The following is a 24,182-nucleotide window of genomic DNA, read 5'->3' on the forward strand; positions in this document are numbered from 1 at the left end:
GTGTTACTGTATTTTCAAAATTAGCTGGCGTAGCGATATAAGCAAAAGATCCTACGTTTCCGTTTGCTTCATCGATTACTGCTTGGTTTGCTTCGTTTAAATCTGTGAAGTAAGTGATAGAAACATCAAATTGATTATTCAATATTTCTGAAGTTGTTTGTGGGTTTGTTAAATCGAAAAATACAGAACCATCACCATCATTACACATCTGTAAAACATTAACTTCATTGATTTCAGGTTTTGGATGTACAATGATGTAGAAACTTTTCTTAGAATAACACTCCTCTGCTTCATAATATGTTTTAACCCAAATTAATTGAACATTTTGAATAGTATTACTAAAATCTGTAGGATCAATTATAGCATTTGTATCACTCTCTAAATCATCTTCCGAAGTATAATACAAGAAATTAGGAATAAGTCCGCTAGAGTCTGCTTGTAAAAACTCACCTTCTTTTGTCGTTAAATCAAAACTTGTAACTCCATCATAATCATTATCACATAATTCAAAATGTGAAATATCATCATTAAAAATTGGAATTAACTTTAAATCAAGATTAATACTAGAAACATTCCAACATCCTGTTTGTAAATTTTCAACAGAAAAATAAACAATATTTTGAGATGAAAGAAAACTAGATGAATTTACAATTTGATTTGATAATGGAAAAGTTCCAACCGGTAAAGAATTATCAATATCATGATAGAATCCTGTAACCTGATAATCTGAATCTAATTGTAAATTTTCTACAAATTGATCTAAATTAAAAATAGCTTCATTTGTTGATATTAAAATACATTCATTATAATCATAAGAAAGGTTAAGAGATGGTATTTCATTTAACAATAAAGAAAATTGACTTGTTACTTTACAACCAGACAAAGGATTTTCTAAAACATAAAAAATAGTTGTAGAGCCAGAATTAAAAGATGTTGTTGTTAAAATTTCAATATTCGAAGTCACATCAGTAAGTGAAGCAAAATATTTAATGTCATATATACCACCTGAAGTTAAAATATCTTCATGTTGTGTCAAATCCCAAGTATGTATACTATCTTGCTCTACATCACAAATTTCCAAATCTATAGGAGTTTGAACTACAGGTCCATCTAAAATAATTAAATTAAAACCTCCAGTAGATTCACAATTAGTATCTGTATTCAAAACATTAAAAGTGATAAATTCATTTGAAGTTGTAATATAACCGCTAGGATTTGAAATAAGTCCTCCCAGAGAATCATAATAAGTAATAGTAATATTCGCTCCAGAATTAATCAAATCATTTTGTTCTGTTAAATCAAAAGTATATTCTAAAATACCTTGTTCACTACAAATCTCCAAATCAGAAAAATTCCCAATCGTTGGATTTTGATTTACTATAAGTTCTATCGGTTTGATACTATAACATGAAGTCCCTTCTAATTGCACCTTTACCCAAATAGTTTGAGGGCTAGATATATTAGTATATGGTGAAGAAATTGGTGAATTATTTAAAATAGCATTATTTTCTGTTTCAAAAAAAGAAATTTCTGTAAAAGAATAAGTTGTAGAAAGTACATTTTCATATTCTGAGAAATTTATAGTAGTAATAACTGAATCTGCACATAAAACATAATCATTTGGTGAAAAATCAACTTCAGATTCTACCTCTATCTGAAATTCATCTACCGTAAAACATTCCAATAAAGAATTTCGTAATCTTACAAAAATTGTTTGCGGATTTGATGTGTTTTGAAATGTTGTTGGATCTAAAATGGAATTAATTCCAATTTGCGCATCTTCTAATGTCGTATGATATGTTACATCAACATTTGATTGTGTTCCAACAAAAGTTGACTCATGAATTGTAAGATCAAATTCAGTGAACTCGTCATTCACACCATCTTCATCACAAACTAATTGATCATAAGAAATATCGTTAGGATTTAAAAAAGAAGGTGCATCAGGAAAAGTTGCTGTACCAGTCCATTCTAATGCTGCTCCATCTTGTTGATTCCAATTATCAATTAAAAAATAATATTCCTCTCCAGCTACAACATCTAACCATTTTACAAAACCATTCCCTGCTGCTCCAGGACCTTCTGAAGTTTCTGTCTCAAACTCATTCATCCCGGTTACTGCAGGTACTCCAGCGGCTTGTGGGTTTGTTGCTGAACAACGAATAGCTGGACCTAAATTATCATAAGTAACATTTGGACCATATACAGCAAAATCATAATCATCAGCATTATTATTAGATGTAAGAGTAAATCCTAATGTTCCATCGGTTTCAATAACAACTCGGATCCATAAGCTCTGACTCTCCGAAAATCCACATGGTGGAGAAGAACTCGGCTGATTCATAAAATCGTTAATTCCTGTACCATTGGAATTTAAAGACATATCTAAATCTCCACATACTGTAATTGCATGTTCTGCATCTGTTGGTTCTTGCGAATAAACAGTTACGGAAATAAATAATAAAAAGATGAGTAGTAAAGAGTATACTTTTTTCATATAATTTGTATTTCAAATATTTTTGAAGATAAATATTAATAAAAATAAATTAGCACATTATAAATTTATTATCATAAAAAGAACTTTATTTTTATAAATTACAGCTAAATTTATGTAAAATTCAATATATATTATGTTCTAACGCACAAAATTAACCTTTTTATACACAAGATTTAATATTTATCAGATTATTTAAAGCTAAAAAGACAGAACTTCTATATATTTGCAGCATATGCAGAAGAATATTAACATACAAAACAAAAAAGCTAGATTTCAATACGAAATTTTAGACAGGTACACAGCTGGTATTAAACTTACTGGAACTGAGATAAAGTCAATTAGAGAAAGTAAAGCTCGAATTACTGAAAGTTTTTGTGAATTTAATGAAAAAGGAGAATTATTTGTAATTAATATGTACGTTGAAGAATACATGTATGGAAATGTATATAATCATCGTCCGAAAAGCGAAAGAAAACTTTTATTAAATAAAAAAGAATTAAAAAAGCTTCAAAAAGAATTACAAAATGTAGGTCTTACAATTATTCCTCTTAAACTTTTTGTTACCGACAAAGGATGGGCAAAACTAGATATTGCTCTTTGTAGAGGTAAAAAACTTCATGATAAAAGAGAAACAATGAAAGATCGTGACAACAAAAGAGACCTTGCCAGAATTAAAAAGAATTTTAATTAATGAATAAAATAATTGCGTTCCTTTCCTTTATCCGATGGAAAAATCTATTGATAATGATTGTAATGCAATTATTTTTTAAATTTGGAATTGATTCCATAGAGTTAAACCTAAATTCACTAAGCTACTCTGTTTTTTTTCTTCTAATTTTTGCTACATTTTTCATAGCTGCTGCTGGAAATTTAATTAATGATTATTTTGATATTGAATGTGATAAAATCAATAAACCTAGAAAATCTTTAATCCTAGATATTTTTGATCGAAAATCAATTTTAAAACTTTATACTGTTTTAAATATTTTTGGATTCATTTCTGGATTAGGAATTTCGATAGTTATTGGAAAACCTCTGTATTCTTTTATCTTTTTAGGAATTATTCTTATACTTTTTCTTTATTCAAAATTTCTAAAAAAAACTTTAATCTTAGGAAACTTCCTTATAGCTTTATTGCTTTCGATCAGTGTTATTTTAGTTCCCCTTTTCGAGCAAATTCCTTTTCATTTTTCCAATAAAATATTTGATATTATTTTCAATTATGCTCTGTTTGTCTTTATATTCAATCTTTTTAGAGAAATAATCAAAGACATAGAAGATATCGATGGAGATTATAAAATTGGAGCAAAAACACTTCCAATTATTCTAGGAAGGAAAAGAGCAAAAAATATTTCCTTATTATTTGCAGGAGCTTCACTTTATCAAATTTTAGATTTAAGTTTTAATGTTTTTGAAACTACATTTGAAATTAAAACACTTTTCGTGATTTTTATTTTCCTTCCAATTATGATAGTAATGTATAAGACTACATTGGCTGAAAAAAAATCAGAATTCAGAAAAATTAGTAATTACATCAAAATCATTTTAGCTATTGGTGTTTTTTCCATTTTATTCCTAAAATATTTTATTCAAAAGTAAGAATTGTGTTTTTCGGTTAATTTTTTAATTTTAACAAAAATTTGAAATTAAAAATGAATAAAGATAAAAGTAAAAACCACGTTTATATAAAAGCCCGAAAACTTGAATTGATTGTTTCTTTGTCTGCAATGGTAATAGGAATTTGTGCTTTGGGTACTACTATTTTTCAAACGAGAATTTTAAATCAACAAAAAAATGCGACTGTTTGGCCAAGATTGAGTATGTATCATGGATATATTCCAAATGATTTTTTTGAGTTAAAACTTACCAATTACGGAGTTGGTCCTGGAATTTTAAAAAGTTATATAATTATTTATGATGGAAAAACATACGATCAAATAGACGATGTTGTCTTTGAAATAAGTAAGAAAAAAAAGTTTGAAAATGCATGGATTGTTGATTATAAAGAAGCTGAGAAAGAAACCGTAATTTCGCCTCAAGTTGAAATTCCAGTTTTAAGTATCAAAAATGAATTCTCTAATGTTATCTACGATGAATTCATCAATAATTTATTTATTTCTTTAGAATTTGAATCAATTTATGGTGAACGTTGGAAAATTACTTATCCAAAAAATACATATGAGAAAATTGATTAATTACAATTCATTTTAAAAATCTATTTTTCAGGAATCAGTTTATTTATTGCACTTTTTTCTAAGAACACTATAATCCTCAAAAGATAAATCATAAAATAATTCTTCTCCCATTAATTCTTTATTAAATCTTATTAGTCTTTTTGTTTTTTTATTAGTATTTGAAACTTCAGATTTAAACAAACCTGTTCCTTGAGATTCCTTTTTATTTTGATTAAATAATTCATAAATTTCACAATTACCATATAATTCATATTCAATAATATAAATACATGTAGTTACAAGATTTTGTGAATTCATTTTATCTAATTCCTGCATTCTTTTAAAATAATATAGTGATTTCTCCAATTCATTTCTATTAAATAAACAAATTCCTTTAAAATAAATCGCATCTAAATCATTTGGATGTTTTAATAATACAGAATCAATCTGATTTTCAGCTATTTTACTATTATCACTATATAGATTTATAATAAATTTATTAACTTCAATGTTTAACAAATCTTCTTTTTTGTTTTCACATATCATTTGTTCAGTTAAATGATTAAATGAGTCAAATTTTAAATTATTTCTATTTTCATATTCTATAATTTTTTCTAAATAATCTATATTACATGGTTCAATTGAATTCAATTTTAAATAAACTTCATAAACACCTTTAGTATCATTTAAAGTATCTAATACTTCTATTTTTCTTAAATAGTTATCTAAATTATTACTATCAATTTCAATAATTCGATTAATACAATACAAACCTACCTTTATCAGGTTATTGTTTACAGAAATGTTATATAATTCTTTTAGTATTTGTTCTTTATTTTCACTTAATTTTAAAAATTCATCTAAAGATTTTATACAATTCTCTTCTTTTTTTAAAAGTATATTTAAAAGAATTAAATTTTGATAATTAAGTTTATTATTAGGTTTTAATTTTGCTAAATTATTAAAACATTTAACAGCTTCTTCATACTCTTCTTTATCATTATAGTTCAAGCAAATTCTTTCTTTGAGCTCATAAATTTTACTTTTTTTATATTCACTATTTAAGATTTCTCTAGCTTTTTCTGACTTTCCAATAAAATTTAGTAGTTCACTATAAATCAAAATCCAATTAATTGTGTTTTTTTCTTTTTTAGAAAATTTATTTAAATAAATCTCACAACTATTAAACTCCTTTAATAATATTAAAGTTTTTGCTTTACAATATTTGTAATTAGTATTCGATTTATCTAGTTTGATAGCAAATTCAATGGATTCTTTAGCTGCTTGATAATTTTCTGATTCAATATTATTTTGATAGTCTTCATAATACTCATTTGCAACTTTCACTTGAGTAAATGATAAATAACTAATTAAATAAATCAGAATGAAGACATTTTTTCTTATTTTTTTTTTCATTTCAATATTTTTTAGATAATGGTTTTAAAATCAAATCACAAGAAACATCAGCTTCAAGCAAATCCTTTTTCATTTGATTTAGCTCACAAGATTCTTCATTTCCAATAATAATTTTAGAATTTTCATCAACCATTTTTAAAATTTCTAAACTAGTTTTCTTAAGTATTGTTTTGATTGCATTTATTTTCTTTTTCTCATACTCTATTTCAAGTTCCCAATATTCTTTTAAACCTCTAATTTTTAATTCAAAATCTCTAACAAAATCAAAATCTGGAAGTGAACCAGCCATTTCTATATCCTCAGAAAACTTTGAGATCATCAACTTTCCTCCGCCAGCAAAAAGTGTAAGTTTTTTACGCGAATTATATTTTTCAGATTTTAACCTCCATCCTATCGTATAACAATATTCATGTTCTTCAATTGTCTCTCTCATTCCACAAAACAGATTTTTATCATCTATTTTTTCATTCTTTTTAAAAAAATAAGAATCTGCTCTTTCTAAAATTTGATCTAAAATTGTATCGTTTAAAGTACTTTCAGGTTTATTTTGCAAAAATTCTACAGTTTCTAAACATTCTTTTAATTCATTTTTTTCACATTCATTTTTTGAAATAGCAATTTTTTCATTTAAAAACGAAACAACATCCACAGATTTAGAAATCATAACCAAACAATCTAGAAGAATATCATATTTTATATATAAATCTTCATTTTCTTCGTCCTCAAATTCACTTAATAAATAATCTATTTTTTCTTTTGTATAATTTTTATTTATTCCTTTTAAAATCTTCTCAGCAATTTCTTCCGAAAGAACAGAAAAATCATGAACTTTCAAATACAATAAATCATTTAAAACTTCAATTGCAATTTCAAATTCAACTTTATCACTTTCTACAAATAACAAATAATCTCTGATATATTTTTCTAATAACTCTATCTCAATTCCACCTTCAAGATTTTGAAAATCTTGCAAATTTCTAAATTTCATATTCTTTAATTTTTTCTATTCTTTCTTCTAATGATCTGATTCTAAAAACAGGTACATCTTCTAGGTCTTTCGAAGAAATATTTATTGTCATTTTTTTAATTAATGCTATAACTAATTTCAAATAATCTTGTTCAATCATTGATCTATTCTTATCACTATCAATAAAATCACAAATTCTACCAATAGTTATAAATAATGAATAGAAATTTTCATTTTTCAAATGAACATACAAATGACTTATATAATTAACAAATTCATATTGAGGGACATTTCTCTTATAATACCGAACAGGAGTTATTTCAAAAATTTCTTTAAATAATTTCTCATAATCATTCGATTTAAAAACCTTTTTCTTTAAAATCTCATTTTGTTCTTCTCTCGATTTTATATACTCTTTTGTAGTCATTAGCATCTTTTTCAATTTCAAATAATATTTTTGTTTTTAAAAGCAATCAACAAACTCTTTTTCACAAAAAAAGGCAATTTATAAAAAATTGCCTTCTCATTATATATTTTTAATTAAAATCTAAAACATTTCAACTTGTCCGTCTTCATCAAGTTTAACATCTCCTGAAGCTTCTGTTTCTGAAACTTCGGCTGATGCAATTTCTCCATCAACTGGTTCTTCATCTACAACTTCAATTTCATCAACAACTGGCTCTTCATATGGTAAAGGATCTAAAACATTTACTGTTCTGATTTTCTCTTTCGTATAAAGATTTCCAATTGCTTTCACTCCTTTAATTGCAATAAAACTTTCAAAATCTAAGACTTGATTCTCTAATGATCGTTTTGAGAACACAACCTCAACTTGCGGACGATAATCTGTTTGAACCGCTAAAAGTTGAGACTTTGGATGATCTGTAATCACCAATTCCTCTTTCACATTTGCATCCACAATAAATCGCTTCACATAATAACGTTCTCTTTCTCCATCGTAATAAAGAACAGAAATTGGTTTTATTGGATTAACTTTTTCTAAAACTTCAATATTATTATCAAAATGTAATGAAAGTTCTGGAGTTACCGCTTTTAAATATCCATTTGAATCAATAATTAAAATACGATCTTCTGCTCTAAATTCTCCTAAAAGCTCTCCTCTACTATCAACATTTAATCTTTTTACAGTATCATCAAACCAAATCTTTCTTGGTTTTAAAGTAGAAATTCCAGCTGATTTTAATTCAATCTTTTTAATCGGATTTTTTGTAACTACATTTCCTTTAGAACTTCTTCCTTTCACCAATAATTCAGAGAAATCCTGATCCCAACGAAGTTTTTTCAATCCTTTAATTGCTCTTAAATAAATAGAAACAACCTCAGCTTCTCCATTCGGATTTGCAGAAAAATATAAAACTGAAGATCCTTTTGTTCCAGCAGTTAAATCGTAAATTTTATCACGAGTAACACTAGTAACAAAAAATCTTTTCATATAAGAAGTTCCACCTCTACCATCTCGATAAATCATATTATAAATAGTACGTTTATCACTTTTCTTAAAAATAGCAGCATGGATAATATCTTTCCCGATGAAAGTTTTTTCCGCAACTTTAGTTATGGTCATTGTTCCATCGCTTCTAAATGCAATCACATCGTCAATATCCGAACAATCTCCTATAAAAGTATCTTTCTTCAGCGAAGTTCCGATAAACCCTTCTTCAAAATTAGCATAAAGCTTAGAATTTCGAATTACAACTTTTGTTGCAACAATATCATCGAAAAGTTTTATTTCAGTTTTACGCTCTTTTCCTTTTCCGTATTTAGCTTTAAGATCTTTAAAATAATTAACTGCAAAATCAATTAAATTTTCAAGATTAAATTTAACCTTCGCGATTTTTTCTTCTAAAGATTCTATAAATTGTTTTGCTTTATCAATATCAAACTTCGAAATCTTTTTAATTCTAATTTCTGTAAGTTTTACGATATCTTCTTCTCTTACTTCTCTTTTTAAATGTGTAATATGAGGTTTTAATCCTTCATCAATTGCCTTGATAACACCTTCCCAAGTTTCAACTTCCTCAATATCACGATAAATTCTATTTTCAATAAAAATTCTTTCTAAAGAAGCAAAATGCCATTGTTCTTGTAATTCGTTTAATTCAATTTCAAGTTCTTTTTTCAAAAGATCTACTGTTTTTTCTGTAGAAATTTTTAAAAGATCTGAAACTCCAATAAACACTGGTCGGTTATTATCTTCAATTACACAACAAAGTGGCGAAATAGAATTTTCACAATTCGTAAAAGCATAAAGTGCATCAATTGTTTTATCCGGAGAAATTCCGTTTGCTAAATGAATTACAATTTCTACATTTTCAGCAGTATTATCTTCAATTTTCTTGATTTTAATCTTTCCTTTATCATTTGCTTTAAGAATTGAATCAATCAAACTTGAAGTTGTAGTTCCGAAAGGAATTTCAGAAATAACTAACTGATTTTTTGTAGGATTTGTAATTGTCGCTCTTACACGAATTTTACCTCCTCTTACACCATCATTATACTGCGAAACATCCATAGTTCCTCCTGTAATAAAATCTGGATATAATTTAAAACTTCTCTTTTTTAAATATTGAATCGAAGCATCAATTAATTCATTAAAATTATGAGGCATTACTTTCGTAGAAAGTCCAACCGCAATACCTTCTGCCCCTTGTGCTAAAAGCATTGGAAATTTTACAGGAAGATTAATTGGTTCTTTTCTTCTACCATCATAAGAAGCTTGCCAATTGGTAGTTTTTGGATTGAAAACAACATCTAAGGCAAACTTTGATAATCTTGCTTCAATATAACGAGAAGCTGCAGCTCTATCTCCTGTCAAGACATTTCCCCAGTTTCCTTGCATATCAATCAATAATTCTTTCTGACCAATTTGCACCATGGCATCAGCAATCGAAGCATCTCCATGTGGATGATACTGCATCGTGTGCCCTACAATATTTGCAACTTTATTATACCTTCCATCATCTAGATCTTTCATGGATTGCATAATACGACGTTGCACAGGCTTGAATCCATCGTCAATAGCAGGAACTGCTCTTTCTAAAATTACATAAGATGCATAATCCAGAAACCATTCCTTGTACATTCCTGTAACTTTAGTAATCGTTTCTTGATTATCTGTATTATTTTGATCTTCAAATTCGTTTAAATCTTGCATTATAATTCCTCTACTAAATCTAGTTCAACTTTTAAGTTTTCAATAATAAATTTTTGTCTGTCCGGAGTATTTTTCCCCATATAGAATTTCAATAATTGTTCTATCGAAAATTCTTTATCCAACATCACAGGATCTAATCGTATATTTTCACCGATAAAATGTTTAAACTCATCTGGCGAAATTTCCCCTAATCCTTTAAATCGAGTAATCTCTGGTTTTCCTTTCAACTTAACAATTGCATCCTGTTTTTCTTCTTCAGAATAACAATAAATTGTTTCTTTTTTATTTCGAACTCTAAACAAAGGTGTTTCTAAAATATATAAATGTCCTTCTTTAATTAGTTCTGGGAAAAACTGTAGGAAAAATGTAATTAATAACAAACGAATATGCATACCATCCACATCGGCATCGGTAGCAATTACAATATTATTATAACGAAGTGTTTCTAAACCTTCTTCGATATTAAGAGCTGCTTGTAATAAATTAAATTCTTCATTTTCATACACTATCTTCTTAGTCATTCCGTAACTATTTAATGGTTTTCCTTTCAGACTAAAAACTGCTTGTGTATTTACATCTCTAGATTTTGTAATCGATCCACTTGCCGAATCTCCCTCGGTAATAAACAAAGTACTTTCTAAGTTTCTTTCCTTTTTTATATCGGTTAAGTGTACTCTACAATCTCTTAATTTCTTATTGTGTAAACTTGCTTTCTTTGCACGATCTTTTGCAAGCTTTCTAATTCCAGATAATTCTTTTCTTTCTCTTTCTGCTTGTAAAATTCTTTTCTGAATTTTCTCTGCAGTTTCGTTATTTCTGTGTAAATAATTATCTAGTTTATTTTTTACAAAATCATTAATATAAGTACGAACAGTCGGAAGATCTCCTCCCATTTCTGTAGAACCAAGTTTTGTCTTTGTTTGACTTTCAAAAACTGGTTCCATTACTTTAATACTAATTGCAGCTACAATAGATTTACGAATATCTGAAGCATCATAGTTTTTCTTATAAAACTCACGAAGTGTTTTTACAATTGCCTCACGAAAAGCAGCTTGATGTGTTCCTCCTTGTGTGGTATGTTGCCCATTTACAAACGAATGATATTCTTCACTATATTGTTCTTTACTATGTGTAATAGCAATTTCAATATCATCTCCTTTTAAATGAATAATTGGATATAATTTCGCTTCTTCAGAAATATTTTCTTCTAATAAATCTTTCAATCCATTTTCTGAAACGTATTTTTCTCCATTAAAAACAATTGTCAATCCAGGATTTAGATACACATAGTTTTTAATCATTTTAACTACATATTCTTTTCTGAATTTATAGTTTACGAAAATACTTGAATCGGGAGTAAAAGAAATTCTTGTTCCTTTACGGATTGTCGTTTCTTCTATCGGAAAATCTTCTACCAAATTTCCATTTGAAAACTCAGCAATTTTGGTTTTTCCATCACGGATAGCTTGAACTCTAAAAAAAGTAGATAAAGCATTTACCGCTTTTGTTCCTACTCCATTCAAACCTACTGATTTTTTGAAAGCCTTAGTATCATACTTTCCTCCTGTATTCATCTTCGAAACTACATCGATTGTTTTCCCTAAAGGAATTCCTCTTCCGTAATCTCTAACTGTTACTAAACTTTCTTTTACACTAATCTCAATAGTTTTTCCAGCACCCATTACAAATTCATCAATGGAATTATCTAAAACTTCTTTAAGTAATATATAAATTCCATCATCTGGAGAAGAACCGTCTCCTAACTTCCCGATATACATACCAGGACGCATACGAATATGTTCTTTCCAATCTAGAGAACGTATATTGTCCTCAGTATAATTTGTTTCTTTTGTCATACTTATTCGGCATTTAGTGAAGAACTGCAAAGATATTATTTATCAAATACATCTCCTTACGAAATATATTAAAATATCTATTACAATTCCAACTTTTCATTTTAAATTTATTTAAGATTTTTTATGCTAATTTTTCTTCAAATTTAGGAATTTTTAAGGAAATTATCTAAGAATTAATAGAGAAAAATCAATCAAAACTAACTAGAAATGAAATTATTAGTTTTTAACACAGCTCATAAATGACTACGACATATTTTGACGTAGTGAAATATTAAATTGCGATTTTAAATTTTTTTATAGAATTAATCTTTAAAATTGTTCTTATTTTTAAGCCACAATACGAAGAACAATAAAATATGTCAAGATTAATAGAATGTATTCCGAACATTAGTGAAGGAGTAGATGAAGAAAAAATTTATGAGATTGCAAATTCTGTAAAAGAACTTCCAAATGTTAGACTTCTTGGAGTAGACATCGGAAAAGGAGCAAATAGAACTGTGATAACTTTCGTTGGTCCTCCTGAAGAAATGGTAGAAGCTGCTTTCAATTTATACAAAAAAGCAAATGAACTTATTGATATGTCAAAACAAAAAGGAACACATCCGAGGTTTGGCGCTGTCGATGTTTGTCCTTTTGTTCCTTTGAAAAATATTAATCTTGAAGAAACAGATATTTTTGCAAAACAATTAGCCAAAAAAGTAGGAGAAGAAATAGGAATTCCAGTATATCTTTACGAATATTCTGCCTCTAATTCCGTGAGAAAAAACTTAGCAAATAATAGAGCTGGACAATATGAAGGTTTGAAAGAAAAATTAAAAGATTCAAATTGGGTTCCTGATTTTGGTTCAAAAAACTATAATTCTGTAGTTGAAAGAAGTGGCGCAACCGTTATCGGAGCTAGAAAAATTTTGGTTGCTTATAATGTAAATCTAAATTCTAAAGACAGAACTATTGCACATAAAATTTCACAACAAATAAGAGAAAGTGGCTATTGGCAAAAAAATGAAAATGGAAAAACAAAAATACCTGGAAAATTTAAAAATGTAAAAGGTCTAGGTTGGTTTATAGATGAATATGATTTTGCACAAGTTTCGTATAATATTACAGATTACAAAACAACTGCAATTCATAAAGTTTTTGAAGAAACAAAAAAGCAAGCAGAACTAAATAATGTTAAAGTGAATGGATCTGAATTGATTGGTTTAATTCCTTTAGATGCAATTTTGGAAGCTGGTGAATTTTATGAGAAAGAAGAAAACTTAGAAAATTTAACACAAGAAGAAAAAATAAATCTTGTTATAAAACATATGGGATTAGATACAATTTCTCCTTTCATTCCTTCGGAAAGAATTTTAGATTTTTGTATTGAAAATGCTTATAAAAAATAAAACTGGATTGAAAAATCCAGTTTTTTATGTTCTAAAATTTCAATAATTCTTTATAAACTTTATGCACAGGAAGCCCTACAACATTAAAGTAACTTCCTTTGATTTTTTTCACTCCAATTAGTCCGATCCAATCTTGAATACCATAACTTCCTGCCTTATCATATGGTTTAAAAGTATCTAAGTAAAAATCAATTTCTTCTGAAGATAAATCATCAAAATGAACAACAGTAACATCTGAAAAAGTAATTGTTTTTTCTAATGATTTTAAACAAACAGAAGTTATCACTTTATGCTTTCTACCTGATAGTTTTTGAAGCATAATAAAAGCCTCTTTTTTATCTTTTGGTTTCCCTAAAGCTTTTCCTTTTAACCAAACAATTGTATCAGAAGTTAATAAGATTTCTCCAGGATTTATCTCATTTTCAAAAGCGCTGGCTTTTAATTCTGCTAAATAGTTGGTAATCTCTTCCCCCTCTAATTCTTCAGGGTAAATTTCTTCAATATCTTTGGTTTTAACTTCAAAATTCACTCCTAAATCTTTAATAAATTGTTGTCTTCTAGGAGATTTTGATGCTAAAATTATCTTTTTATCTTTTAGTAATTTTAATGACATGAATGATTTTTATTTTAATTCAAATCTATTTTCTAATCTTATTTTTATAGGATTCAATTTCTGAAATAATATCAGAAAAAGGTATTTGATAATCAAACCAAAGAATATTTTCATCTTTCCTAAACCATGTCATTTGCCTTTTTGCAAACCTTCTCGTATTCTTTTTGATTTCTTCAAGTGCAAATTCAAGAGAAATATCTCCGTCAAAATGAGCGAACAATTCACGATAACCAACAGTTTGAAGCGCATTTAAGTCTTTATTTGGATATACTTTTCTCGCTTCTTCAATCAAACCTTCTTCGACCATAATATCTACTCTTCGATTAATTCGATCGTAAATAATTTCTCTATCCGCTTTTAATCCAATTTTAATCGGAGTAAAGTTTCGTGTAGGTTTTTCTTGATTCTTATAGTAAGAAAAAGGATTTTCTGCTCCAATAGAAATTTCTAAAGCGCGAATAAGTCTATGAGGATTATCAATTGCAATTTCAGAATAAGAAACTGGATCAAGTTCTTTTAATTGTTCTTGAAGTGAAGTAATTCCTTCTTTTTCAAGTTTAGAATTTAAAGATTCTCGAATCGAAGGATCAACATCTGGAAAATAATCCAAACCTTTTATAATTGCATCTACATAAAGTCCACTTCCTCCTACCATAATTAAGTTTTCAAATTTGGTAAAAAGATCTGTAATCAATTCTAATCCTTCTCTCTCAAAATGCCCAACACTATAATTATCAAAAATTGATTTATTTTGAATAAAATGATGTTTTGCACTTGCTAATTCTTCAGTTGTAGGTACAGCTGTTCCAATTGCCATTTCTTTGAAAAACTGGCGAGAATCCGCAGAAATAATTTCTGTGTTATAATGATTCGCTAATTTTATACCTAAAGCTGTTTTTCCAATTGCTGTTGGACCTACGACTGTCAACAAATAGTTCTCCATATTCTGATTTTAATAGTGCAAATTTATAGTTAAATACTAAGAAATAGAAAAGTTTTGTGTAAATTAAAATTTAAAATAATTATAAAAATACAACCTAAAAGGGATTAAAACTGAAATACAAAACTTTAAAAATATTCAAAAACAACCTATTAGAAAAAAAATCAAAAAATAACTTTCAGAAAAAAAATAATAACTTATATTAGTTTTGAAATTATAATTATTTACTAATTTATCTAAAGTTTATTTATAACTTTCATAAATTAATAATATTTCTATTTTTGCATTTAATATAATTGAGTTTTTTGTTTAAAATTTCTTATTATTCAAATAAGCTATATTTAATATTTAACATCAATTTAACAAGAACAAGATTCGGTAGTTTTTAAATTTGTAACCTAATACTTTTTTAAAAAGTACTGTATAAAACAAACATGAGAAACCTCTTATTTTTTATAATAATAACTTCTTTATTGATTAGTTGTGAAAAAACTAAGCAAAAGAACTATGCGCATTTTGGTGGTGTAATTATCAATCCAAAAAGCAATTTTGTTGTTTTATTTAAAGACGAAAAATTAGTTGATACTATTCGATTAAATTCAAAAAATCAATTTTTAAGAAAATTAGATAATCTAAAAGAAGGATTATATAAATTTAAGCATGGTTCTGAGTTTCAGTACATTTATTTTCAAGATCAAGATAGTATTTTAATCCGTTTAAACACCTGGAATTTTGACCATTCACTTGTTTTTACTGGTAAAGGAAGTACAAAAAATGAGTTCTTGATGAGTAAATTAAAAAATGAAACTCATAATTTCAAAAATATAAGTCATTATTATAACCTAAATTCTTCTAAATTTCATAGAATTATTGATTCTATAGAGAAAAATAACTACAAAGATTACAATAGTTTTATAGAACAAAACCCAGATTTATCTGATGATTTTAAAATTTACGCACAAGCTTCGATTTCTTATCCATTAGCTAGAGCAAAGGAACTATATCCTATGATTCGTCAAAAAAGAATGGGACATTATAATTATGATTCAATCTCACCTGCTTTTTATAATTTTAGAATAAAGCACCCTATCAATAATACTGAATTAACTGACTTTTATCCTTTTACAAGTTATGTAATTGCGCATTTATATAATAAAGCATATTATACAAAGTATACAAATAAAGTTGGAACTGTTACTTCTAACATGTTACATATTATTCAAAATAATATTGAGGATGAGGAGTTTAAAAATCAACTACTTTCTAAAGTAATGTTTGATGATTTTACAAATGAAAATTCTTGTGGAATTAGCGATAAAGAATTCAATATTTTCAAAGAGTATTGTACAAATGAAAAGTACATTGCTAGCGTTGAAAATATGGTTTTGGATAGTCGTAAAGTTGTTAACGAGAAGCCTCTTACTAATTTTGATGTGCTTGATATGAAAGGAAATCCAAAACACATTAAAAACATAATCAATAATAAAAATACGGTAATCTATTTTTGGTCAGATAAAAATATTTCTTCCGAATTTCTTTATAAACGAATTTCATATTTAGAACGATTACATCCTCAATTTGATTTTATAGGGATTAATATACAAAGTGATAAAAATATCACAAACAATGCTTTTATTAAAAAGATTAATTCCAAAAATCAATACCAGTTATCTGAAAACAGTATTGCTCATAGTTTCGTTACAAGCAATAATTTAACAAGAACCATTATTATTAGTGACGGTATAGTTAAAAACAATTATGCTAATTTTGGTTCTAAGAAACTTTCGGATCAATTAAATAATATTACTAAAAAGTAAGTTTATTTAAAATAATAACCGTATCTTTGCAACCTTTTTAACCGCATTCACAGATAGTTATTTGTGAATCAATATTTTAAACATAAAATATGTCTACATTTTCAAATCTTGGTTTAAAACAAGAAATTGTAGAAGCTTTAAACGAGATGGGATATGAAAATCCTACTCCAATTCAAGAAGAGTCTATACCACAAATTTTGTCGTCGGGTAAAGATTTAAAGGCTTTTGCACAAACAGGTACAGGGAAAACTGCCGCTTTCTCACTTCCAATTATTCAACAAGTCGATGTTGAAAGCAAACAAGTTCAAGCAATTATATTATCTCCTACAAGAGAACTTGGTATTCAAATTGCGGATAACATTAAACAATTCACTAAATATGTAAAAGGTATTCGTACTGTTGCAGTTTATGGTGGAGCTAAAATAGATGAACAAATCAGAGCTCTTAAAAGAGGTGCACACATTGTTGTTGGTACTCCTGGTAGAACTCTTGACTTAATAAAAAGAGGTGTTTTAAAATTAGATTCAACTAGATTTTTAGTTCTAGATGAGGCTGATGAAATGTTAAACATGGGATTCAAAGAAGAATTGGATGCCATTTTAGAAGCTACACCTGATACAAAACAAACTTTATTATTTTCTGCTACTTTTCCTAGAGAAGTAAATCAGATTGCTAAAAATTACATGACAGATCCTGTTTCTATCGAAACAGCGAAAGTAAACACTGGTTCAGATAATGTAAGTCATGAATATTATTTAGTAAATGAAAGAAATAGATATAATGCTTTAAAGAGAATTGCGGATATTAATCCTGATATTTATAGTATTGTATTTTGTAGAACACGTAAAGAAACTAAAGATATCGCTGATCAATTAATTGAAGATGGGTATAATGCAGATTCTTTACATGGAGATCTTTCTCAAGCACAACGTGATACGGTAATGCAAAAATTCCGTAAAAAATCACTTCAAATTCTTGTAGCTACAGATGTTGCTGCTCGTGGTCTTGATGTTAATAGTCTTACACACGTAATTAACTATAAATTACCAGATCAAATAGAGGCATACACTCATAGAAGTGGTAGAACAGGAAGAGCTGGTAATAAAGGTATTTCTATTGCTTTAATTTCACCAAAAGAAAGAGGTAAACTAAGACCTATTGAAAGAAAAATCAGTAAAAAATTCATTCAAAACGAAATTCCTAACGGAAAAGAAGTTTGTGAAGTTCAACTTTTCAATGTTATTGATAAATTGACAAATGTAAACGTGAATGAAACTGAAATAGAACCTTATTTAGAAAGTATTTATGAGAAATTAGAAGGACTTTCAAGAGAAGAAATTATTCAAAAAATTGTTTCTTTAGAGTTCAACTCTTTCTTAGAGTACTATCAAAATGCTCCTGATTTAAATAAAGTTTCTGCAGATAGAACAAGTGATTCTAGAGGAAAAAGAAGAAACGATGAGAACATGACTCGTTACTTTATTAACCTAGGTAGAAAAGATAATTTAAATCCTGCTAAATTAATTGGTTTAATCAACGATCAAAGAATTACAAAGAACATTGAGATTGGACAAATTGAAATCTTAGATACATTCTCATTCTTTGAATTAGACAAAAATTATCAAGATCAAACTTTATCATCTTTTGAAGATACTTCATTTAACGGTAGAACTGTAAATGTTGAGATCACTAAAAAACAAAAAGGTGGTGGAAGAGGAAATCGTAGTGGTGGAAGAAGAAGAGGTGATCGTGATCGCTCAAGAGGTGGTGACAGAGATCGTTCTTCTAAACCAAGATTTAACGATAGAGACAGAAAGTCTTCTTCAAATGGAGAACGTTCTTTTAAAGGTGGAAGAAAAAGACCAAACAGAACAGGAAACAGACATCAATAGTTTTTATTGAGATCCCAAAAATATTAAACCGAATACTAAATAGTATTCGGTTTTTTTATACTCTACATTCGAATATATAGTGTTAAATTCTTATAATCGATAATTGCATTATTTTCTAATAGAATATCCCCTCCAATAATTCCACTAACTTCTTCACTACCTAACATTTTTAGAGCGTTATTAACATGATCTAAATCCATTAAAATAAATTGAACATTTTCAAAAGATAAGTCACCAAACTTAAGTTTATTATTAGCAGATATAAAAGTTTTTAACTCATTCCCTCCTACTCCAGTAGCAAAAATTTCGGATTTTTTTGTTTGCATCTTAAAATTATCTTTCTGTTTGATTTCAATCACAGTATTTGATGCACCAGTATCTAGAATCATTTTACTTTTTATATTATTGATATAAACTTCAACAATAATATGCCCAGTTATACCTTTTTTTAAAGGAACTTTTACAAAGTCGTTTTTGGTTAATATTTTTTCTAAATCATTACTATAATTTGAATGTGTAGAAACTGTTTTACAACTTAAAAACAAAGTAGTAAAACAAAGTATTAGTAAGAGTTTTCTTTTCATATCTTTTTATTTAATGATTGATTTTAAAGATAATGTTTTTGAAATTAAAGGTAACGATGTTAATTATCATCACCTGTAGGTGGATTTCTTAATAAATACGTATTTAAGAATAAATATATTTTACCAAAAAGTATTCTATTTATTTAAATAAAATTAATTTTTAATCAAAAATAAATTGTTTTTTTTTAATAAATATTAGAAATACATACATATATCTTTTTATGAAAGATATGATATAAGTCATTCCATTACAAATAATTTTAAAATACTTTTGATGTAGAATTTCAGTTCATATCATACTCGATACGAATGAAGTTTAGATTAAAGAAAAAAACATTTTTCCTTTATTCGATTAATTCACTTTTTTCTAGCCGCATTAAGCCCTTAACTTAATGCGGCTTTTCTATTACTAAAATTTTGCTATGAGTGTTTTCAATCTAGTTTTTTGCTATTTAAAAATAATACTTAATTTTAAAATCGATATTTTATAAATTAAAAGCTCAATCTAACTAAAATAAAATACTATGAAAACTAAAATATTACTTATCATTATTCTATCTTATTTTTTCTTTTTAGCTTGTTCTAATACTAAAGATTTTGAAGGAACTGTGAAATTTCGGTTTACTTCGACATTAATTAATAAAAATAATGAAGTTGATTTAGATCATCAAAGTTACATACAAAGGCAATATGGGAAGTACTTCGAAGAAACTCATAAAAATGGAAATTATTATAGAAAATATTTTGGTACTGATTCTATTAGTTTAGATTATCAAGTTTATATTAAAAAAAATAATATCAAATACACTAAATATAATTATAATGACACCCTATATTGGCAGAATTGTACTAATCTAAATAGAGCAAATTCTTTTGAAATTTTGAAAAAAAAGAAGAATGACACCATTATTGAAAATGAAAAATTTGACTTACTTATTACTAAGTACAAACAACCTTTCGATTATGGAACTTATGAGTTTTATGAGAAATATTATTACAACAATAAACTAAAAATTAATGCTAACGATTTTAAAAAATATAAACAGTCATTCTTAAATAAAACTTTTGAAGAAACAAATGCAATACCTTATATGTATGTAAAAAAATTATCTTCTGATAATTTTGAAGGTTACATATTAGATACTGTTCAATTTGTTGAAAAAAAGAATAAATCGATAAATTCAGGTTTTATTCTTAATAAAATCTCTAATAGACCACTGAAAAAGTTGTAAATAATTAAGTAATCTATATAATTCACTTCCTATTTTCTTAGAAATTTATAACAAAAAAGGAAATTGAATTACAAATCAAAACATCTTATCATATATTTAAACAAAACTATTATTTACGTATAAATACGTAGTTTTTTAACATATTAATACTATTTAAATTAATTTAAAGTATATTGCATTGTCAAAAATTAAATTTATATAGTATGGAAAAAAATTACTTCTTAAACAATTACATTAAAAAGGACTACAACTTCTATTTTATTAAATTCTAATTTGAACTTATCAATATTTTAAATCTCATTTTATTTAAAAATAATTAATACCCCAGAATAAATTTTTGATTTAATAATTAAATAATTTTCTAATATTAAATTTTTAAAAAAATATGAAGAAGTTTTCTTTTTTAATATGTGCTTTCATTGGTATCTCAATATTTGCACAAACTGGACCTGGTGGAGTCGGTTCTACTGATGGTTCCTCAAGTTTAGAACTTTGGCTAATGCCGAGTTCTATGAAAGATTCAGATGGGAATACACCTTCGAATGGCGAAACTATTCAATCTTGGGAAGATCTAAGCGGGAATAATAGTCATGCATATTATCTCAATAGTAGTAGTCCGGGATCCGTTGGTAGCGCATCTTATTCTGAAAATTACCAAAATTCTTATTCTTCTTTTAATGCATCAAATCTAAATGGGAATTTTAGAACTAATAATAATGTTGATGCTAGAACTATGATTGTTGCTAACAACCCAGGTTCTCACAGTTTTATTGGAGGCTTAATAGGTTATAATAGCGATTTTGGAATTCGAAGGACCAAATACAATACTAATCAATGGCAGACTATAGGTGCTGATGAATATAATAATGATTGTTGGACTAGTGAAAGTGGAGAATCTTATATCAACGGAAATGGAAGTATTAATCCTAATAACAATGTAAATGGAATTGAACATAACCAAAAATTCCATATTATTACTCAAGTAAGAACAACAACTAGTTCTACTCATAATGTAAATGAAAAATTATATTTAGGAGGATATTATACTTGGAGCGGACAAACAAGACCTTTAAATGGAGAAATTTCAGAAACAATTATTTTTTCACATAAAATTACTCTTGCCGAACGAACAATAGTTGAAAATTATCTAAGTGCAAAATATGATTTAGAACTTGCTTCCAATGGTAATGGGTTTTACAAAATGGATAAATCTAATTTTGGTGATTTTGATTTTGATGTTGCGGGTATCGGACAAGCTACTGATGGAAGTTCTCATCTTCATTCTAGAGGAACTGGAATTGTTGAGATACAAAACCCAAATAGTATTGTCGATAAGCAATTTTTATTTTGGGGAAGTAATCTAAAAGGAGTTGAAAATTATCAATTTGAGTATAATTCTTCAAGTGCTTCATATCGTTTAAACAATAAATGGAGAGCTGACACAAGAGGTCCTTCTGGATTTACCACTTTTGCACCTGTTGATTTTTCAATACACATGTCTGAAGTTGATATGTCAGCATTAAATACTAATTGTTATAGTTTAAGGTTAATTGTCTCAAATAATGAAAACTTTAATAATGCAACAAAGTATAATCTAATTCAAAATGGAAACACTTGGTCTGCCGAAGATGTTCAGTTTAATGATCAAGATTATTTTACTGTAGAATATAACCCTATCATTCTTTGGGATGGAACAGCTTATAGAAATGGTTCTGGAAATAATGAGTGTCCAGCAATGACAGATAGTTGTATGAAATTTTTGTGTGACGCTCAAGCTAACACAGACACTATTGCAATTCTTTCGGATAATGCTGAAGTAAAAGAATTAGAGGTAAAAGCAGGAAATACTTTAGTAATTGAAGATAGTGTTGTTTTATATATCGAAGAAGGAATTCAACTAGATGGTGATATTCGTTTGTTAGGTGATGCACAAATAATTCAAAATCATAATGAAACTTCAAAAGTAACAGGAAATGGAAAACTTTATCGTGAAAGAAAATCTTTACATCCAACCAAATATACTGTCCAATATATAAGTTCACCTGTTTCTGTAACTGGTACAAATAAACATGATGTTACAGATGTAATTCACACAGGAGGTATTTTTAACACAGCTACCGGAGTATATGAAGGAATTACAAATAATTCTACTCATAACTCTCATTCTTATTCTACTGACCCTTATGGCGCAACGGATTCTCCGCTTACAATGAGTAATTATTGGTTTTGGAAATTTAGAAATGGTACAGTTTATACGGATTGGCAATTTGTAAGAGATGCATCGGTTGAGGTTTTTACTGGTGAAGGTTTTTCTACAAAAGGAACTGGTAGAGATGAAATTTATGTATTTATAGGTACTCCAAATGATGGAAATTATAGTTTAAATGTAACGGCAAATACTGAAAATCTATTAGGAAATCCTTATCCTTCAGCAATGGATGCTCATAAATTCATTAATGACAATTTACCAATTATTGAAGGAACTCTTCATTTTTGGGATCATGTTTCTGCTACCTCACATGATATTGAAGATTATGAAGGTGGATATGGATATTTGAATCTTTCTACAGCAGTAGCGGCTGTACACATTTCAGATTCAAATACAAATTTAATAGGAGCAAAATTACCTAAAAAACACCTTACAGTTGGACAAGGTTTTTTTGTAAAAACAAACAATGATGGAAATATAATATTTAATAATAACCAGAGAATACATAAAACAGAAGATAACGACGAATCTATCCTTTTAAGAAACCCTATCCCTTCTAGACTTTTAAAAATAAGCATGGGGCATTACAAAAATGAAGAGAAAATTGGTACTAGACAAATTGCAATAGCCTTCAAAGAGGGTTTATCAACTGCTCATGATAATGGATATGATAGTAAAATGGTTGATATTCATAATACCGATTTCTATTGGAAATTTGATAATAACGAAAATAATTATGTAATTGCAACTGTTTCAAAATTTCATTTAGATCAAGAAATTCCTTTGGTAGTAAAAGCTGAGCACTCAGGAAAATATTTATTCAAAATAGATGAAAAAAAGGCAATAAATGCAAAAGTATTTTTAAAAGATTCTTATTATGGGATGTCATATGAATTGACAGAAGAGCCTTTGGAATATATTATCGATCAAGGAGAGCACGAAAATCGATTTAGTGTTATTTTTAAGCCTCTTGGTCATTTTAATTTAGGTATTGAAAATAATCCACTAGAAAATATTCAGTTATTTTATGCAAAAGATCAAAAAGAAATTGTTGTTAGAACTAATCAAGCTTTAGAATATATTTCAATGTTTAATTTGATTGGTCAAAAAGTTTTAGAACAAAATATTTCTGAAAACAAAACGGAATATAGAATTCCTGTAAAAGAAACAATTTCTAATGGAATTTATGGAGTTCGAATAAAAACAAAGAATGGAGAAAAAAGTTTTAAACTAAAAATCTAAATATTTTAATATAATCTAGTTTTAAAAAACTAAATTTTATTTCATAAAAAAGAGTCTATTAATAAACATTATCACGATTAAAATTGTATAAGATAAAAAAAGACTTCAAAAGGTTATAGTTTTGTTTCTACCAAAAAATAATCCTAAACCTCCGAAGTCTTGAGCAAATTTAATTCATTA

The 24,182-nt window shown here is 27.3% G+C and carries 17 protein-coding genes; 8 read left to right on the plus strand and 9 right to left on the minus strand.

Annotation, left to right across the window (positions count from 1 at the left end; translation table 11 throughout):
* A partial coding sequence (locus I0K12_RS21645) for a hypothetical protein (RefSeq protein ID WP_196890274.1) occupies nucleotides 1-2,497 on the minus strand: 2,497 nt, incomplete at its 3' end.
* 232 nt (nucleotides 2,498-2,729) lie between these two features.
* Between I0K12_RS21645 and smpB the strand changes: the two genes are divergently transcribed.
* From smpB to I0K12_RS21660, 3 genes are read left to right on the plus strand one after another with little or no spacing between them, the layout of a single operon-like run.
* The gene (smpB, locus tag I0K12_RS21650) at nucleotides 2,730-3,188 is read left to right on the plus strand and encodes an SsrA-binding protein SmpB (RefSeq protein ID WP_196890275.1); all 459 of its coding nucleotides are present in this window, start codon (nucleotides 2,730-2,732) and stop codon (nucleotides 3,186-3,188) included.
* Nucleotides 3,188-4,096, plus strand: coding sequence for a geranylgeranylglycerol-phosphate geranylgeranyltransferase (locus I0K12_RS21655; RefSeq protein ID WP_196890276.1), 909 nt, complete (start codon nucleotides 3,188-3,190; stop codon nucleotides 4,094-4,096). Before smpB ends, I0K12_RS21655 begins: the two co-directional genes overlap by 1 nt.
* A 53-nt stretch (nucleotides 4,097-4,149) precedes the next feature.
* Entirely contained in the window at nucleotides 4,150-4,692 is a 543-nt protein-coding gene (locus tag I0K12_RS21660) for a hypothetical protein (protein WP_196890277.1), read from the plus strand.
* Between the two features lie 39 nt (nucleotides 4,693-4,731).
* On the opposite strand, the gene I0K12_RS21665 is transcribed toward I0K12_RS21660, so the two are convergent.
* The 5 genes from I0K12_RS21665 to I0K12_RS21685 all read right to left on the minus strand — a co-directional run bounded on the left by I0K12_RS21665 (nucleotide 4,732) and on the right by I0K12_RS21685 (nucleotide 12,085).
* Nucleotides 4,732-6,087: a tetratricopeptide repeat protein gene (locus I0K12_RS21665; RefSeq protein WP_196890278.1), complete on the minus strand. Its 1,356-nt coding sequence runs from the start codon at nucleotides 6,085-6,087 to the stop codon at nucleotides 4,732-4,734.
* Between the two features lies 1 nt (nucleotide 6,088).
* Nucleotides 6,089-7,075 (minus strand): hypothetical protein, encoded by a 987-nt coding sequence (locus tag I0K12_RS21670; protein ID WP_196890279.1) that lies wholly within the window; start codon nucleotides 7,073-7,075, stop codon nucleotides 6,089-6,091.
* Entirely contained in the window at nucleotides 7,065-7,481 is a 417-nt protein-coding gene (locus I0K12_RS21675; protein ID WP_196890280.1) for a hypothetical protein, read from the minus strand. The genes I0K12_RS21670 and I0K12_RS21675 overlap by 11 nt, the downstream gene beginning before the upstream one ends.
* Before the next feature lie 120 nt (nucleotides 7,482-7,601).
* Nucleotides 7,602-10,229 (minus strand): DNA gyrase/topoisomerase IV subunit A, encoded by a 2,628-nt coding sequence (locus tag I0K12_RS21680; protein WP_196890281.1) that lies wholly within the window; start codon nucleotides 10,227-10,229, stop codon nucleotides 7,602-7,604.
* Nucleotides 10,229-12,085, minus strand: coding sequence for a DNA topoisomerase IV subunit B (locus I0K12_RS21685; protein WP_196890282.1), 1,857 nt, complete (start codon nucleotides 12,083-12,085; stop codon nucleotides 10,229-10,231). Before I0K12_RS21685 ends, I0K12_RS21680 begins: the two co-directional genes overlap by 1 nt.
* A 356-nt stretch (nucleotides 12,086-12,441) precedes the next feature.
* Between I0K12_RS21685 and ftcD the strand changes: the two genes are divergently transcribed.
* Nucleotides 12,442-13,473: a glutamate formimidoyltransferase gene (gene ftcD, locus I0K12_RS21690; RefSeq protein WP_196890283.1), complete on the plus strand. Its 1,032-nt coding sequence runs from the start codon at nucleotides 12,442-12,444 to the stop codon at nucleotides 13,471-13,473.
* A 31-nt stretch (nucleotides 13,474-13,504) separates the two neighbouring features.
* Here the strand turns inward: ftcD and I0K12_RS21695 are convergent, their stop codons facing one another.
* Together I0K12_RS21695 and miaA are read right to left on the minus strand one after the other, a co-directional pair.
* Complete coding sequence (locus I0K12_RS21695; RefSeq protein ID WP_196890284.1) at nucleotides 13,505-14,086, minus strand: Maf-like protein; 582 nt, start codon at nucleotides 14,084-14,086, stop codon at nucleotides 13,505-13,507.
* A gap of 25 nt (nucleotides 14,087-14,111) precedes the next feature.
* Nucleotides 14,112-15,029 (minus strand): tRNA (adenosine(37)-N6)-dimethylallyltransferase MiaA, encoded by a 918-nt coding sequence (miaA, locus tag I0K12_RS21700; RefSeq protein ID WP_196890285.1) that lies wholly within the window; start codon nucleotides 15,027-15,029, stop codon nucleotides 14,112-14,114.
* Between the two features lie 431 nt (nucleotides 15,030-15,460).
* Between miaA and I0K12_RS21705 the strand changes: the two genes are divergently transcribed.
* Both I0K12_RS21705 and I0K12_RS21710 read left to right on the plus strand, forming a co-directional pair.
* On the plus strand, nucleotides 15,461-16,843 hold the full coding sequence (locus tag I0K12_RS21705) for a hypothetical protein (RefSeq protein WP_196890286.1): 1,383 nt from the start codon (nucleotides 15,461-15,463) through the stop codon (nucleotides 16,841-16,843).
* Nucleotides 16,844-16,932: 89 nt separating this feature from the next.
* Nucleotides 16,933-18,735, plus strand: a complete 1,803-nt coding sequence (locus tag I0K12_RS21710) for a DEAD/DEAH box helicase (RefSeq protein ID WP_196890287.1) — start codon at nucleotides 16,933-16,935, stop codon at nucleotides 18,733-18,735.
* 62 nt (nucleotides 18,736-18,797) lie between these two features.
* On the opposite strand, the gene I0K12_RS21715 is transcribed toward I0K12_RS21710, so the two are convergent.
* Nucleotides 18,798-19,319, minus strand: a complete 522-nt coding sequence (locus I0K12_RS21715) for a retropepsin-like aspartic protease (RefSeq protein WP_196890288.1) — start codon at nucleotides 19,317-19,319, stop codon at nucleotides 18,798-18,800.
* A gap of 524 nt (nucleotides 19,320-19,843) precedes the next feature.
* Between I0K12_RS21715 and I0K12_RS21720 the strand changes: the two genes are divergently transcribed.
* Together I0K12_RS21720 and I0K12_RS21725 are read left to right on the plus strand one after the other, a co-directional pair.
* Entirely contained in the window at nucleotides 19,844-20,551 is a 708-nt protein-coding gene (locus tag I0K12_RS21720) for a hypothetical protein (protein ID WP_196890289.1), read from the plus strand.
* 385 nt (nucleotides 20,552-20,936) lie between these two features.
* Complete coding sequence (locus I0K12_RS21725) at nucleotides 20,937-24,002, plus strand: T9SS type A sorting domain-containing protein (RefSeq protein ID WP_196890290.1); 3,066 nt, start codon at nucleotides 20,937-20,939, stop codon at nucleotides 24,000-24,002.
* The last annotated feature ends 180 nt before the right edge of the window (nucleotides 24,003-24,182 follow it).

The sequence above is a fragment of the Aureivirga sp. CE67 genome (assembly GCF_015767245.1).
GTDB lineage: Bacteria > Bacteroidota > Bacteroidia > Flavobacteriales > Flavobacteriaceae > Aureivirga.

Excerpts from the sequence above, each read along its gene's own strand:
- I0K12_RS21680 (WP_196890281.1), bottom strand. The coding sequence starts at position 10,229 with ATGCAAGATTTAAACGAATTTGAAGATCAAAATAATACAGATAATCAA.
- I0K12_RS21725 (WP_196890290.1), top strand. The coding sequence starts at position 20,937 with ATGAAGAAGTTTTCTTTTTTAATATGTGCTTTCATTGGTATCTCAATA.
- I0K12_RS21720 (WP_196890289.1), top strand. The coding sequence starts at position 19,844 with ATGAAAACTAAAATATTACTTATCATTATTCTATCTTATTTTTTCTTT.
- I0K12_RS21695 (WP_196890284.1), bottom strand. The coding sequence starts at position 14,086 with ATGTCATTAAAATTACTAAAAGATAAAAAGATAATTTTAGCATCAAAA.
- I0K12_RS21660 (WP_196890277.1), top strand. The coding sequence starts at position 4,150 with ATGAATAAAGATAAAAGTAAAAACCACGTTTATATAAAAGCCCGAAAA.
- I0K12_RS21710 (WP_196890287.1), top strand. The coding sequence starts at position 16,933 with ATGTCTACATTTTCAAATCTTGGTTTAAAACAAGAAATTGTAGAAGCT.
- I0K12_RS21655 (WP_196890276.1), top strand. The coding sequence starts at position 3,188 with ATGAATAAAATAATTGCGTTCCTTTCCTTTATCCGATGGAAAAATCTA.
- miaA (WP_196890285.1), bottom strand. The coding sequence starts at position 15,029 with ATGGAGAACTATTTGTTGACAGTCGTAGGTCCAACAGCAATTGGAAAA.
- I0K12_RS21715 (WP_196890288.1), bottom strand. The coding sequence starts at position 19,319 with ATGAAAAGAAAACTCTTACTAATACTTTGTTTTACTACTTTGTTTTTA.
- I0K12_RS21675 (WP_196890280.1), bottom strand. The coding sequence starts at position 7,481 with ATGACTACAAAAGAGTATATAAAATCGAGAGAAGAACAAAATGAGATT.
- I0K12_RS21670 (WP_196890279.1), bottom strand. The coding sequence starts at position 7,075 with ATGAAATTTAGAAATTTGCAAGATTTTCAAAATCTTGAAGGTGGAATT.
- smpB (WP_196890275.1), top strand. The coding sequence starts at position 2,730 with ATGCAGAAGAATATTAACATACAAAACAAAAAAGCTAGATTTCAATAC.
- I0K12_RS21685 (WP_196890282.1), bottom strand. The coding sequence starts at position 12,085 with ATGACAAAAGAAACAAATTATACTGAGGACAATATACGTTCTCTAGAT.
- I0K12_RS21705 (WP_196890286.1), top strand. The coding sequence starts at position 15,461 with ATGAGAAACCTCTTATTTTTTATAATAATAACTTCTTTATTGATTAGT.
- ftcD (WP_196890283.1), top strand. The coding sequence starts at position 12,442 with ATGTCAAGATTAATAGAATGTATTCCGAACATTAGTGAAGGAGTAGAT.
- I0K12_RS21665 (WP_196890278.1), bottom strand. The coding sequence starts at position 6,087 with ATGAAAAAAAAAATAAGAAAAAATGTCTTCATTCTGATTTATTTAATT.